Annotated in this window: 13 protein-coding genes and 1 tRNA gene; 10 read left to right on the top strand and 4 right to left on the bottom strand. The window is 56.4% G+C overall.

All coding sequences use genetic code 11. The features are described from left to right. Nucleotides 1-24: 24 nt before the first annotated feature. Nucleotides 25-474 carry a lipocalin-like domain-containing protein gene (locus V5P19_RS17000; RefSeq protein WP_334405346.1) on the top strand — a complete coding sequence of 150 codons (450 nt, stop codon included), beginning with the start codon at nt 25-27 and terminating at the stop codon, nt 472-474. A 314-nt stretch (nt 475-788) separates the two neighbouring features. On the opposite strand, the gene V5P19_RS16995 is transcribed toward V5P19_RS17000, so the two are convergent. Beyond that, a tRNA-Phe gene (locus V5P19_RS16995) sits at nt 789-864 on the bottom strand. A 95-nt stretch (nt 865-959) separates the two neighbouring features. Then, complete coding sequence (locus V5P19_RS16990) at nt 960-1,673, bottom strand: DUF554 domain-containing protein (RefSeq protein WP_334405344.1); 714 nt, start codon at nt 1,671-1,673, stop codon at nt 960-962. Nucleotides 1,674-1,854: 181 nt separating this feature from the next. On the opposite strand from V5P19_RS16990, the gene V5P19_RS16985 reads away from it, so the two are divergent. Continuing rightward, the gene (locus V5P19_RS16985; protein ID WP_334405342.1) at nt 1,855-3,993 is read left to right on the top strand and encodes an ornithine decarboxylase; all 2,139 of its coding nucleotides are present in this window, start codon (nt 1,855-1,857) and stop codon (nt 3,991-3,993) included. 38 nt (nt 3,994-4,031) lie between these two features. Here V5P19_RS16985 and V5P19_RS16980 read toward each other — a convergent pair whose 3' ends face one another. Both V5P19_RS16980 and V5P19_RS16975 read right to left on the bottom strand, forming a co-directional pair. Next, nucleotides 4,032-4,724 carry a response regulator gene (locus V5P19_RS16980; RefSeq protein ID WP_334405340.1) on the bottom strand — a complete coding sequence of 231 codons (693 nt, stop codon included), beginning with the start codon at nt 4,722-4,724 and terminating at the stop codon, nt 4,032-4,034. Beyond that, nucleotides 4,714-6,339 carry a sensor histidine kinase gene (locus V5P19_RS16975; RefSeq protein ID WP_334405337.1) on the bottom strand — a complete coding sequence of 542 codons (1,626 nt, stop codon included), beginning with the start codon at nt 6,337-6,339 and terminating at the stop codon, nt 4,714-4,716. Before V5P19_RS16975 ends, V5P19_RS16980 begins: the two co-directional genes overlap by 11 nt. Before the next feature lie 345 nt (nt 6,340-6,684). Here V5P19_RS16975 and V5P19_RS16970 point away from each other — a divergent pair, with 345 nt between their 5' ends. From V5P19_RS16970 to citG, 8 genes are read left to right on the top strand one after another with little or no spacing between them, the layout of a single operon-like run. Continuing rightward, nucleotides 6,685-8,046, top strand: coding sequence for a 2-hydroxycarboxylate transporter family protein (locus V5P19_RS16970; RefSeq protein ID WP_334405335.1), 1,362 nt, complete (start codon nt 6,685-6,687; stop codon nt 8,044-8,046). A 17-nt stretch (nt 8,047-8,063) separates the two neighbouring features. Next, nucleotides 8,064-8,927, top strand: a complete 864-nt coding sequence (locus V5P19_RS16965; protein ID WP_334405333.1) for a fumarylacetoacetate hydrolase family protein — start codon at nt 8,064-8,066, stop codon at nt 8,925-8,927. A 13-nt stretch (nt 8,928-8,940) separates the two neighbouring features. Continuing rightward, a complete protein-coding gene (gene citC, locus V5P19_RS16960; protein WP_334405331.1) occupies nt 8,941-9,963 on the top strand; it encodes a [citrate (pro-3S)-lyase] ligase in 1,023 nt (340 codons plus the stop codon). A gap of 16 nt (nt 9,964-9,979) precedes the next feature. Beyond that, nucleotides 9,980-10,273 carry a citrate lyase acyl carrier protein gene (citD, locus tag V5P19_RS16955; protein ID WP_032653346.1) on the top strand — a complete coding sequence of 98 codons (294 nt, stop codon included), beginning with the start codon at nt 9,980-9,982 and terminating at the stop codon, nt 10,271-10,273. Further along, on the top strand, nt 10,270-11,145 hold the full coding sequence (gene citE / locus V5P19_RS16950; protein ID WP_334405327.1) for a citrate (pro-3S)-lyase subunit beta: 876 nt from the start codon (nt 10,270-10,272) through the stop codon (nt 11,143-11,145). Before citD ends, citE begins: the two co-directional genes overlap by 4 nt. Before the next feature lie 10 nt (nt 11,146-11,155). After that, nucleotides 11,156-12,673, top strand: coding sequence for a citrate lyase subunit alpha (gene citF / locus V5P19_RS16945; protein WP_334405325.1), 1,518 nt, complete (start codon nt 11,156-11,158; stop codon nt 12,671-12,673). A 2-nt stretch (nt 12,674-12,675) separates the two neighbouring features. Then, a complete protein-coding gene (gene citX, locus V5P19_RS16940) occupies nt 12,676-13,215 on the top strand; it encodes a citrate lyase holo-[acyl-carrier protein] synthase (RefSeq protein WP_334405323.1) in 540 nt (179 codons plus the stop codon). Beyond that, on the top strand, nt 13,193-13,996 hold the full coding sequence (citG, locus tag V5P19_RS16935; RefSeq protein ID WP_334405321.1) for a triphosphoribosyl-dephospho-CoA synthase CitG: 804 nt from the start codon (nt 13,193-13,195) through the stop codon (nt 13,994-13,996). The genes citX and citG overlap by 23 nt, the downstream gene beginning before the upstream one ends. Nucleotides 13,997-14,000 lie beyond the last annotated feature (4 nt).

Genomic DNA, 14,000 nt, shown 5'->3' with positions numbered 1-14,000 from the left:
GTATTGCACAAACAAGAGGTGCTTATGTCGTTGCGTGAAAAACTGATTGGCGCATGGGAATTATTTTCTTATGTGGAGGTTCCTGTTACTGGGGGTAATCCTATTCACAGGTTAGGAGAAAAACCTAAAGGGTTAATTATTTACACCCCTGATGGGTATATGTCTGCTCAATTAATGTTGCCTGAACGAACTGATTTTAAATCAGGAGACTGGTTCGATGCGACACCTGACGAATATTGTCATGAGGCTACAAGCTATATTGCCTATAGTGGGAAATTCTTTGTTAATGAGCTGGAACAGACGTTACAACACAGCATGTACGTGTCTCTTTTTCCTAACTGGACAGGGCAGACTCAGCCTAGAGTTGTTGATATTCAGGGGGGGGTATTGAAATTGAGTTCGGCCTCACCGATATTTTCCGGGGGCGTTGAGGTTATGTCATATCTTGAATGGCACCGAGCTGAGCCTAACTGACAATATTGATCTATTTGGCCTGGTGAGAGTGTTTTTATTGCTGCAGTGTGAGGATGAAGAAGGACGGAGTCTTGGACTGACCCCACGCCCGTAGACAAATTCTGTCCTCACGATGAGGCCTGTTCGAAGGCCTCCGGACTGACGCCGCTGAACTGACAACGTCACTGTGACCGGAAGGGCAGGGAGTAGCTCAAGAGAAATACTCATGCTGGATGGCAGAAGTAGGACAGGGGGATTGGCGAGCATCGCGACCAGAAATCTACCGGAACCCCAAAAGCAAAAAACCAGCCGTTAAGCTGGTTTCTTTAAATAAGTGGTGCCCGGACTCGGAATCGAACCAAGGACACGGGGATTTTCAATCCCCTGCTCTACCGACTGAGCTATCCGGGCAACGGGGCGCATTAAACCCGATCCGCCTTCCCTCGTCAACGAAAAATGTTGTTTTCGTTACAGACTGCACACTCTCTCACCAGTTAGCCGCAATCTTAAGCAAAAAAATGCGTCCATAGCGCGGATAGCGGCATGGCGAGCAGCAACGCGGGCAGCATATTCACCACGGCAAACATCTTTATTCCGCAGATGCGTAGCCCGGTTGCCAGCAGCAGCAGGCCGCCAACGGCGGTAAAGTCTGCCATCATCGCTGGCGTGGTGAGGGGCAGGATCAGCGTGGCGCAGGTGGCGAGTGCCAGCTGAATCAGCAGCATGGGCACGCAAATCGCGGCGACGGCGATGCCGAGTGTGGTGGCGAAAATGGTGGCGGTAAAGAAATCGAGAAAGGCCTTCGCAATCAGGATGCTGGGGTCACCGGTCATCCCTTCCTGCATTGAGCCAAAAATCCCCGTGCCGCTGGCGCAAAACAGAATAATGATGGCGACGTAGTTTTGTATAAAAGACTCGTGATTGCCGCTTTTCGATTTACCCGGGCGAGAGATCAGGTTTTTCGCTCTGCTCACGGCGTTATTGATGCCTTTCTCCAGATAGCAAAACTCGCCAATTAACGCCCCGAGAAGGGTTGCCAGCACCATCACCGGCAGGTTGGCACATTTGATCACCAGCAGAATACCAATGCCCAGCGATGCCAGGCCAAAGATGGAGGGCATAGATGAGCGAATACGTTCCGGTAATCGCTGACTTAACACTGCGCCGAGAACGCCGCCCAGCAGGACGGCACCCGCGTTGATAAATGGCCCGATAACCACAGTACACTCCCGTTACTTAATCATTGGTATTGCATGATTATGACATGCCAGCGCTGTTTTAAGGGTAAGCTTTGCAGGGATAAATGCATAAGGATTGCCTGTTGCGGCCTAAAATAAAAGGTGACATTATTGCGCGAATTTTCTCCTCCTGTCTCACCGTTCGGTGAGGGTAACTGCGCCTATGAAAACCATGAAAATTGCCGTCAGCCGCGAGCTGGTGTCCATTGTGTCTACGCACCGTGAAAAGGTGACGCTGGATAACACTGATTTTACCGACGTGGCGGCAGTCGTCATTACGATCGCTGAAAGCTGTAGCGGCATCCTTGCGTTACTGAAACGCACGGGCTTTCAGTTGCCGGTATTTATGTTCTCGCAGGAGCCGAACGAGGTTCCAGAAGGTGTTTCGGCAGTCATATCGGGTAAAGCGCAGGATTTTCTGGAACTGGAGAGCGCCGCCTGTCGTTATGAAGAGAACCTGCTGCCGCCGTTTTTTGACACCCTGAGCCAGTACGTGGCGATGGGCAACAGCACGTTTGCCTGCCCGGGGCACCAGCACGGCGCGTTTTTCAAAAAACATCCTGCTGGCCGGCAGTTCTATGATTTCTTTGGTGAGAACGTGTTCCGCGCCGATATGTGCAACGCCGACGTGAAGCTCGGAGATTTATTGATCCACGAAGGCTCCGCCAAGCATGCGCAAAAGTTCGCGGCGAAAGTGTTCAACGCGGATAAAACCTATTTTGTGCTGAACGGCACGTCCGCCGCCAATAAGGTGGTGACCAATGCGCTGCTGACGCGCGGCGATCTGGTGCTGTTCGACCGCAACAACCATAAGTCTAACCATCACGGCGCGTTGATCCAGGCGGGCGCTACGCCGGTCTACCTTGAAGCGGCACGCAACCCGTTTGGCTTTATTGGGGGAATCGACGAGCACTGTTTTGATGACGCGTATTTGCGAAGCTTAATTCGTGACGTTGCGCCGGACAAAGCGGATGAGCCACGTCCGTTCCGCTTGGCCATCATTCAGTTGGGGACTTACGATGGCACGATCTACAACGCCCGTCAGGTGATCGACAAGATCGGCCATCTGTGTGATTACATCCTGTTTGATTCCGCGTGGGTGGGCTACGAACAGTTTATTCCCATGATGGCGGACACCTCGCCGCTGTTGCTTGAACTGAACGAGAACGATCCGGGCATTTTTGTGACCCAGTCGGTGCATAAGCAGCAGGCCGGGTTCTCGCAAACCTCGCAGATCCATAAAAAAGATAACCACCTGCGTGGACAGACGCGTTTTTGCCCGCACAAGCGTCTCAACAATGCTTTCATGCTGCATGCCTCCACCAGCCCGTTTTATCCACTGTTCGCTGCGCTTGATGTAAACGCCAAGATCCATGAAGGCGAAAGCGGGCGCAGGCTGTGGGCGGAGTGTGTTGAGTTGGGCATCGAGGCGCGCAAAGCGATCATTGCCAACTGCCACATGATCAAACCCTTTATTCCGCCTGTGGTGGCAGGGCGTCCGTGGCAGGATCACCCGACTCACGCCATTGCCAGCGAGCTTCGCTTCTTTAGCTTTGAGCCGGGCGCAAAATGGCACGGTTTTGAGGGATATGCCCGCGAGCAGTATTTTGTCGATCCGTGCAAGCTGCTGCTCACCACGCCGGGTATTGATGCCCAAACCGGTGACTATACCGATTTCGGGATCCCGGCAACCATCCTCGCGCACTACCTGCGTGAAAACGGCATCGTGCCGGAGAAGTGCGATCTTAACTCGATCCTGTTCCTGCTAACGCCTGCGGAAAGCAGCGAGAAGCTGGCGCAGCTGGTGGCGATGCTGGGTCAGTTTGAACAGCATATAGAAGATGACACGCCGCTGGCGGACGTGCTGCCTACTATCTATCAGAAATACCCGGTGCGTTACCGTGACTACACCCTTCGCCAGCTGTGTCAGGAAATGCACGATCTGTACGTCAGCTTTAACGTAAAAGATCTGCAGAAGGCGATGTTCCGCAAAGACAGTCTCCCGGCGGCGGTGATGAACCCGCAGGATGCTAATCAGGAGTACATTCGCGGAAACGTAGAGTTAGTGCGTATTCGTGACGCTGCAGGGCGTATCGCCGCTGAAGGCGCGCTGCCCTATCCGCCGGGCGTGCTGTGCGTGGTGCCGGGTGAAGTGTGGGGCGGGGCGGTGCAACGCTACTTCCTGGCGCTGGAGGAGGGCATCAACATGCTGCCGGGCTTCTCGCCGGAACTGCAGGGCGTTTATAGCGAGAAAGATGCTGACGGGATTAAGCGGTTGTACGGGTATGTGCTGAAGCAGTAGGTGCCGCAGCCCTCTCCACCAGGAGAGGGCGTTTTTTATCACACCGCGCTACGCCTGTACATCCTCCTTGGATGCCCAATTTTGCCGTACAGCATCTCCACCGTCAGAAACCCCACCTCCACGCAGTGCTCCAGATAGCGGCGGGTAGTGGTTTTGCTCAACCCCGTTTCGTCAACCACCTCATCGACGGAAAAGCAGTGTGTCGCTTTGTCATTAAACAGCGTCTGCACCCGCGCCAGCGTATTCTCTTCAATGCCTTTGCTGCCGTTGTCCTGGCGGTAGTTTTTCGCCTGCAGCTGATAGAGTGAGTCGACGTTCTGCTGGTCGACAATTTTCCAGACGCGCTGTTGTTCGGCAAACTGCACGAAGCGCTCGAGCGACTGGCTAAGCCGCTTCCAGGAGACCGGCTTCAGGATATAGTCAAACGCGCCGTTACGGATAGCCTGACTGCAGGTATCCATGTCGCTGGCCGCGGTGATGAAAATGACCGAGCAGTTGGCGCGGGTCAGCATGGGGTTGCTGATAAGCGTAATGCCTTTGCCGTCCGGCAGGTAGTTATCCAGCAGCATCAGCTTTGGCTGTTTGCTCTCAAGCTGAATCTGGGCATCCTCCAGGGACGAGGCAATCCCCACCAGCCGCAGTCGGGGGTGTTTGCCGATAAGCTCCGCGTGCAGTTGCGCCAGTTCGTTCTCGTCTTCAACAATCAGTACGTCGATAAGTTCATGATGCATAATCGTTCTCTTCCAGTTCCTGTGCGGGACGCCGGGCGGGAATAAACAGTGAGAAAATAGCACCCTGTGGGGTGTTATCGGCAACTTCAATGGCACCGCCAGCCTGAGTGACATAGCTTTCGATCAAATACAGACCTATACCGTGATCGCCGCGCGTTTTGGTGGTGATGCCGCGTTCAAATATCCTTTCGCGGATCTCCGGTTTAATGCCAACGCCCTGGTCGGCTACTTCAACAATCAGCTCCTGTTCGCTCAGTTTTATCAGCACTTCAACCGGCGCATGGGGAAGCGGAGAGCGCTGGGTCGCCTCAATGGCGTTATCCAGCAGGTTGCCGATAATGGAAATCAGCTCTTCTTCAGGCAGAGTCAGGAACGGCTTGTCCATGCGGCATGCGGGGTCGAAATCCAGCTCGACGCCTTTCTCTCGGGCACGCGCGGCTTTACCGAGTAGCAGCCCGCACAGCGTGGGGGAGCTGAAGCGGGAAGAGATAAAGTCCAGCAGCTCCTGAGCGTGTTCTGATTGCGCCTGAATATAGCCGATCGCCTCTGCATACCGCCCCATATGCAGCAGGCCGGAGAGCGTCGTCATGCGGTTGAGTTGCTCGTGACGCATGATGCGCAGGTTGTCGACATAGCGTTTGACTTGGCTGAGCTGGGCGCTCAGCGAGTCGATTTCGTTGCGATCGCGGAAGGTGATTACCCAACCCTGCAGGGAATCTTCCAGCATGATGCGAACCCGGCTGGCGATGACCGTGAGATCGTTAAAGCGGCATATTTCGTCATGGGTATCGTTCGCCAGCATGGTCTGCGTCGAGAAAAACGGGACGGGCTCGATGACCTGATTAATCAGCTGTCCGCGCAGCTCGCGCGCTGGCTGGCTCAGGCCCAATAATTTACGCGCCGCCTGGTTGATCACTTCGATGCGCAGGTCGTCATCGATAGCGATCACCCCTTCATAAATCGACTCCATCATCGCCTTTTGCTGACGCACCAGCAGGCCAATTTCCCGCGGTTCGAGGGAGAAGATCTGCTTCTTTATGCTGCGGGTGAAGAACCAGGAGAAAATAAACAGGGCAAACAGCAGCAGCACGGCGGCAATCAGGATGTTGACCACTTTATTGACGGTGATGGTATCAAGGTAGCTGGTGAGATAGCCCACTGAGACTATCCCCACCACCTGCCCGGCGTCGTTAAAGATGGGGGCTTTGCTGCGCAGAGAAATACCCAACCCTCCCTTACGGATGGTGGTGGTGCTTTTGCCCTGTAACACCTCTTCGTTATCCCCCCCCACCAGCGTGGTACCGACCCGGTCGGCAAACACGGAATGGAACAGGTGTAATCCTTTATTATCCCCTACCACAATAAAACTGGCGTCGCTGTGGGCGGCTATTTTCTGCATAAAGTCATGGATGGCCTGGGTATCTTTCTCTTCGACTTCATTACGTAAAGTCGGAATAAGCGCAATCTCTTCTGCCTGTATTTTGGCGCGGGTGCTCATTTCCTGATAAAGCTGTCGGCCAACGTCAACATAATAATATCCTCCCAGCAATGCAAAGAGCACTGAGAAAAAAGCAACCAGCGAAATAAACAGCTTTATCTGAAACGACACTTTCATCACTATCACGCAGGGTATCAACAAGTCGGGCTAATATATCATCTTTTCCCCGGTGGATGCTCGCCTTGCCGAAAACTTGTGATCCCTTGCACAGCAAGGTTTGTAAAAGAATTATCCGAAAGCCTTCTCAGCCCAAAGCTAAATTCATAAATGTTATTTGTATGTTCAATTAGGAAAAGAAACCATAAAAACCACGGCAATAAATAAGGTGTAAATCACATTAAATAAAAGAAACCATTAAAACCATAGTGGCCATTAAAACTTCGCTTTTAATATGCCTTCCCTCACATAAAGTAAGCCTTTGTGACTCTAAGCTGAACGTACAAAATAACTAAGGGGCTTATTATGAGCACAACTGACGATTCTTTCTCTGTTACCCTCGACCCGATTGAAATTCAGCGTCCCTCGCTGAAAGAGCGCTGGTGGCATATTATGGATACCTGGAAAATCGGGATTATTCCTTTGCCACTGTTTGTTCTGGCGGGTGTATTGATTGCCATTGATTGTCTGGGTGGAAAACTGCCGAGCGACATCGTGGTGATGGTCGCGACGCTGGCGTTCTTTGGTTTTGCCTGCGGCGAGTTTGGCAAACGCCTGCCGATTGTCGGCAAGCTCGGCGCGGCGGCGATTTGCGCCACCTTTATTCCTTCCGCACTGGTTTACTACGGCCTGCTGCCGGATGTGGTGGTCGAGTCCACGACCAAGTTCTACAAATCCACCAACATTCTCTACCTCTACATCTGCTGCATTATTGTCGGCAGCATCATGAGTATGAACCGCACCGTGCTGATTCAGGGCTTCCTGCGCATCTTCTTCCCAATGCTGTGCGGTGAAATCGTCGGCATGATTGTCGGGATGGGCGTAGGTATCGCTCTGGGCCTTGAACCGTTCCAGATCTTCTTCTTTATCATTCTGCCGATCATGGCGGGCGGCGTGGGCGAAGGGGCGATTCCGCTCTCTATCGGGTATGCCACTTTACTCCATATGGATCAGGGCGTGGCGCTTGGCCGCGTGCTGCCGATGGTGATGCTCGGCGGTTTGACCGCAATCATTATCTCCGGCTGTCTGAACCAGCTTGGTAAACGTTATCCGCACCTCACGGGTGAAGGCCAGCTGATGCCAAACCGCGCGAATGCGGATGCCACCGTCTCTCAGCCCGCATTCTCCGGTAAAGCGGACGTCACCACTATCGCCTCCGGCGCGTTGCTGGCGGTACTGCTCTACATGCTGGGCATGCTCGGCCACAAGCTGATTGGCCTGCCTGCACCGGTTGGCATGCTGTTTATGGCCGTGCTGGTGAAGCTCTGCAACGGCGCCTCTCCGCGTCTGCTTGAAGGCTCTCAGGTGGTGTACAAATTCTTCCAGACCTCTGTGACCTACCCCATCCTGTTTGCCGTCGGCGTGGCTATTACCCCGTGGCACGAACTGGTCGCTGCCTTCACCGTCAGCAACCTGCTGGTGATTGTCAGCACCGTTTCTGCACTGGTCGCCACGGGATTCTTCGTCGGCAAAAAGATTGGTATGCACCCTATTGATGTCGCCATCGTGTCCTGCTGCCAGAGCGGCCAGGGCGGTACCGGCGACGTGGCGATCCTGACCGCAGGCAACCGTATGAGCCTGATGCCGTTCGCCCAGATTGCTACCCGTATCGGCGGCGCGATTAACGTCTCTATCTCACTGCTGATTCTGGGCAACTTCCTCGTTTAAGTTTTCAGGAAAGAACAATGAAACTCGCAAGCTTTTTATACCAGGGAAAACGCAGCTACGGCATCGTGCAGGCCGAAGGTGTGATTGATTTACGTCGCCGTCTGGGCGACCAGTACAGCGACCTCAAAGCGCTGCTGCAGGGCAACGGGCTGGCGCAGGCCACCCGCTATATCAACGATGCGGTAGATGTGCCGATGAACGCTATCACCTTCTTACCGGTGATTGAGCAGCCGGAAAAAATTCTCTGTGTGGGCATGAACTATGCCGACAAGCGCAAGGAGTTTGACCAGCATAACCCGGCCCCAACCCTGTTTGTCCGCTTCCCGGATTCACAGACCGGACACAACGAGCCGGTGCTGAAGCCGCGCCACTCCAGCGAATTCGACTACGAAGGCGAGCTGGCGGTGATTATCGGTAAAGCGGGGGAGAACATCAGCCGCGACGACGCGCTGCGCCACGTGGCGGGCTACAGCTGCTATATGGATGGGTCCGCCCGCGACTGGCAGCACACCTGGTTTACCGCCGGTAAAAACTGGCGTCAGACCGGCGCGTTTGGCCCGTGGATGGCGACAGCCGATGAGATCCCAGACCCGCACCGGCTGGCGATTCGCACCTGGCTGAACGGCCGTATGGTTCAGGAAGACAACACCAGCAGCATGATCCACAAGGTGGCGGAGCTTATTGAATACATCAGCACCTTCACCCGCTTAAGCCCTGGCGACGTGATCATCACCGGCTCCCCTGGCGGCGTCGGTAAAAAGCGTAACCCTCCTCTGTTTATGAAAGAGGGCGATCGCATCGAGGTGGAGATCGAGCATATCGGTCATCTGAGCAACGTGATCGTGGAAGCGCCAGCAGCCACGCTTGCGGCAGCCCATTAAGTAAGGCGGCAGTATGCAATCGCAACCCATCGATTTTCGTCACACCCTGGTGGCGAAACACCCGGAACGCTTAAGCCAGATCCGTTACCTGCTGGCAGACAGCGGCCTTGGCCTGGATAACGACATCACGCTTTTCGTCGAAGCCTGGTCCGGCTCGCAGCTGGTGGGTTGCGCTGGCCTTGCGGTGAATGTCATTAAGTGTGTGGCAGTGAACGAGCAGCTTCGGGGCGAGAACCTCAGCGCGCGCCTGCTGGCAGAAGTCGAAAATGCGGCGCTGGAGCGCGGCCATTTTCATCTTTTCCTCTGCACGCGTCCGTGCAACAAGGAGCGCTTTGCCCGCAGCGGTTTCTGGCAGATTGCCCAGAGTGGTAACAATGCGGTGCTGATGGAGAACACCCCGCAGGGCATCGAACGTTACTGCCGGTCCCTCTCCAGGATGCGTAAATGTGGGGAAAAAATTGGCGCGATAGTGATGAACGCCAATCCGTTCACCCTCGGCCACCGCCATCTGGTGGAGCAGGCGGCAGGGCAGTGCGATGCCCTTCATCTGTTCGTGGTGCGCGAAGATGCCTCGTTCTTCCCGTTTAGCGCGCGCCTCGACATGGTGCGTGCGGGCGTGGCGCATCTGCCGAACGTGGTGGTGCACGAAGGCTCGCAGTACATCATCTCCCGCGCCACGTTTCCGGCCTACTTCCTGAAGGAGACCGGCAAAGTGCAGCAGGCGTGGAGCGAAATTGACGTGCTGATCTTCCGGGAGTTCATCGCCCCGGCGCTGGGGATTACCCATCGCTTTATTGGCTCGGAGCCGTTTTGCGACATTACCCGGCAGTACAACCAGACGCTGCACGATCTGCTCGCCTCGCATATTGACGTGGTGGAAATGCCGCGCATAAAGGCCACCGGCAACGCCATTTCAGCGTCCGAAGTGCGCCGTTTACTGAAGACACAGCAGTTTTCCCGGATCCGGGAGATTGTCCCGGACTCCACCTTCGCGCACCTCGAAACACATTACCGTGCGAGTGCGGAAGTCGCTTAACTACCAGGAATTTATCATGAAAATTGTAAGGGAGGCGCTGGCCGGAACGCAGGAGTCCAGCGACCTGATGGTGAAAATCGCTCCCGCTCACGGCGAGCTGGAGATAGTCATCCACAGTGAAGTGATTAAGCAGTTTGGCGAGCAAATTCGCCAGGTGGTCAACGACACATTGCGCGCCATGAACGTGCACCAGGGATTAATCATTATTGAAGACAAAGGGGCGCTGGACTGCGTGATCCGCGCCCGCCTGCAAAGCGCGCTTCTGCGTGCAGCAGATGACCAGGCCATCAACTGGGGGGCGCTGAAATGAGTAAACTCCGCCGCAGTATGCTGTTCCTGCCCGGCGCTAACGCCGCCATGCTGTCAACCGCGTTTATCTACCGCCCGGACTCCATCATGTTTGACCTTGAAGATGCTGTCGCCCTGCGTGAGAAAGACACCGCGCGCATGCTGGTGTTCCACGCGCTTCAGCACCCGATGTATCAGGATATCGAAACCGTGGTGCGTATTAACCCGTTGAGCACGCCGTTTGGCCTGCTGGATCTGGAGGCCGCCGTGCAGGCTGGCGTGGACGTGATCCGCCTGCCGAAAACCGACACGCCGGAAGATATCTACGAGCTGGAAGGCCACCTGGAGCGCATTGAACGTGAATGCGGACGCGAGGTTGGCTCCACCCGCGTAATGGCGGCGATCGAGTCGGCCATTGGCGTCATCAACGCCGTGGCGATTGCCCGCAGCTCTCCGCGCTTAATTGGCATCGCGCTGGCGGCCTTTGACTACGTCATGGACATGCAGACCGAGCGCGGCGACGGCACCGAGCTGTTCTATGCCCGCTGTGCCGTACTGCATGCCGCCCGCGCCGCAGGTATCGACGCCTTCGACGTGGTGTGGTCAGACGTTAACGACGAGGCCGGATTCCTGCGCGAGGTCGATCTGATCCGCAAGATGGGCTTCAACGGTAAATCGCTGATCAACCCGCGCCAGATTGACCTGCTGCATAACGCCTATGCCCCGACGCAGGAAGAGGTGGATCACGCGAAACGCGTGATTGAAGCCGCAGAAGAGGGTGAACGTAACGGTCTCGGCGTGGTGTCGCTCAACGGCAAAATGGTCGATGCCCCGATAATTAACCACGCGCAGGTGGTGCTCGAACGTGCGGCGGCCTCCGGCGTGCGTCGTTAAGGATTACACAATGAATCAGACAGAACTTCTCCATGTGAATTTTCCCCATTTGCGGGATTTAAAACCCTTTGATACTGCGCACAGCGCGACGCCGTGGCTGGCAGACAGCGAGGCTAAACATAACCGAAAACTGTGTGCGACCGTTGAAGAGGCCGTATTACGCAGCGGTCTGCAGGACGGGATGACCATCTCCTTCCACCACGCATTCCGCGAAGGTGACCGGGTGATCAATACCGTTGTGGCGCTGCTGGCACGGATGGGCTTTAAAAACCTGACGCTGGCCTCCAGCTCGCTGATGACCTGTAACGACGCGCTGATCGAACATATTGAGAGCGGCGTCATCACCCGGATTTACACCTCCGGCATGCGCGGCAAGCTGGCGGATGCCATCTCGCACGGGCTGATGGACGAACCGGTGCAAATTCACTCTCACGGCGGGCGCGTCAAGCTGCTGCAGGACGGCGAGCTGAATATCGACGTGGCGTTTCTCGGCGTGCCGTGCAGCGATGAATTTGGCAACGCCAACGGCACGCACGGCAAATCCTGCTGCGGCTCGCTGGGCTACGCCATGGTGGACGCGCACTTCGCCCGTAAGGTGGTGCTGCTGACCGAAGAGCTGGTGCCGTTCCCCAATATGCCCGCGAGCCTGGTGCAGGACCAGGTGGACTTCGTCGTGCAGGTGGAGAGCGTCGGCGACCCGGCGAAAATCAGCGTCGGCGCGGCGCGCGTGACCAGCAACCCGCGCGAGCTAATGATTGCCCGCAATGCGGCGGATGTGATTGAGCATTCAGGCTATTTCAAACCGGGCTTCTCGATGCAGACCGGCTCCGGCGCGGCGGCCACCGCCTGTACCCGTTTTATGGAAGAGAAAATGGAGCGCAGCGGCGTCAAGGCACGCTTTGCGCTCGGCGGCATCACCGGCAGCCTGGTGGATCTGCACGAGAAGGGGCTTATCGAAAAGCTGCTCGATACCCAGTGCTTTGACGGCCAGGCGGCGGCCTCGCTGGCGCGTAACCCGAACCACGTGGAGATTTCGACCAACGTCTACGCCAACCCGGGCAGCAAAGCGGCGAGCTGCGACCAGCTCGACGTGGTGATCCTCAGCGCCCTGGAGATTGACGTCGATTTCAACGTGAACGTCATCACCGGCTCCGACGGCGTGATGCGCGGCGCGTCTGGCGGGCACTGCGACGTCGCCGCGGCGGCTAACCTGACGATTGTGGTGGCGCCGCTGCTGCGCAGCCGTATTCCTACGGTGGTGAAGCGCGTGACAACGCGGCTGACGCCGGGGGAGAGCATCGACGTGCTGGTCACCGATCACGGGATCGCGGTCAACCCGGCGCGCCCGGAAATCCGCGAACGTTTGCTTGCCGCCGGGCTGAAGATTGTGGACATCAACGCGCTGTTTGAGCGGGCAACGTCCCTGACCGGCGTGCCTAAACCCATTGCGTTTACCGACAAGATTGTCGGGGTGATCCGCTACCGTGACGGCAGCGTGATCGACACTGTACGGCAAGTTAAGGAGTAACCATGACTATAGCGACACCCGTGCGTGCGGGTGTCAGCCTGGAGGAGCTGCTGGCGGCGAAAGAGCGCCGCGCAGCGCGTCAGGTTGACATGCTTGAGCACTATCAACAACCGGTGATTTCCCTCACCCTGGTTACGCCAGGGGAAATCAAAGACAGCCTGCGCTATCGCAACACCATGGGCGTGGCGCTGCAGATGTGTGACCAGCTACTGTGGGAAAACCGCTGGCAGGTACTGGACCGCCAGGTGCTATGGCTCCCGACCGGGCCAGAAGCGCTGTGGTGCGTTGCCCATCCTGCGGCAGAAATTAAGGCCCACTGCGCGGAGCTGGAGCAGACCCATCCGCTCGGCAGACTGTGGGATCTGGACGTGATCTGCCCTGAAAATGGTCACGTTGGACGCCAGTCTTTGGGGGAACACCTGCGTCGCTGCCTGATTTGTGACGAGCCTGCCCACGCTTGTTCACGTTCGCGCAACCATCCTGTCGAACAGGTGGTCGCCCGCGTGGAGAAGACGATCGATGACTGGTTTGCTCGCGACTAAACTGCGCCCGGCCGATGTCCCCGCGCTTGCCGAAGCGGCGCTCTGGCAGGAGCTGGAACTGACGCCCAAGCCGGGGCTGGTGGACAAACTCAATAATGGCTCCCATCGCGATATGGACCACGGGCTGTTTGTCCGCAGCATTGCGGCGATTACGCCGTGGTTTTTGCGCTTTGCCGAGCTCGGTAACGCGCATGCAGATAAACCCGCTGACGAACAGCTACGGATTATCCGGCCGATGGGAATAGCCTGTGAGCAGGCGATGTATGCCGCGACGCGCGGAGTGAACACGCACAAAGGCGGTATTTTTGCCCTCGGTTTACTGTGCTTCGCTGCTGGTCGTCTGGAAAATGTCAGCGCCGAAAGCCTGTGCTGTGAAGTCAGCAACCTCTGTCGTGGGCTGGTGACGCGCGAGCTTGAGGGTAGAAGCGGGCCGGCGACGGCCGGAGAGAGGCAGTTTCAGCAGTACGGCTTAACGGGCGCACGAGGTGAGGCGGAAAGCGGGTTTGCCACGGTGCGCAAGGCGCTGGCACAGTGGAATGGACATTCGCTTCATGACCTGCTGTTACGCCTGATGGCCATCAATCAGGACAGCAACCTTGTTTCGCGCGGGGGCATGGAAGGGTTGCGCTACGTTCAGGGCTACGCCCGCGATCTGCTGGCTAAGGGGTGGGATCGTGATGCGTTGGAAAGAATGGATAATGCATTGATCGAACGGCATTTAAGCCCGGGAGGGAGCGCGGATTTATTGTCGGTGGGCTGGGTGCTCTCTGAAATAAAATAGCCCG

The organism is Enterobacter sp. UNJFSC 003 (assembly GCF_036903355.1).
Lineage (GTDB): Bacteria > Pseudomonadota > Gammaproteobacteria > Enterobacterales > Enterobacteriaceae > Enterobacter.
The sequence above is the reverse complement of the archived record's forward strand: the minus strand, read 5'-3'. Positions and strand labels throughout refer to the sequence as shown.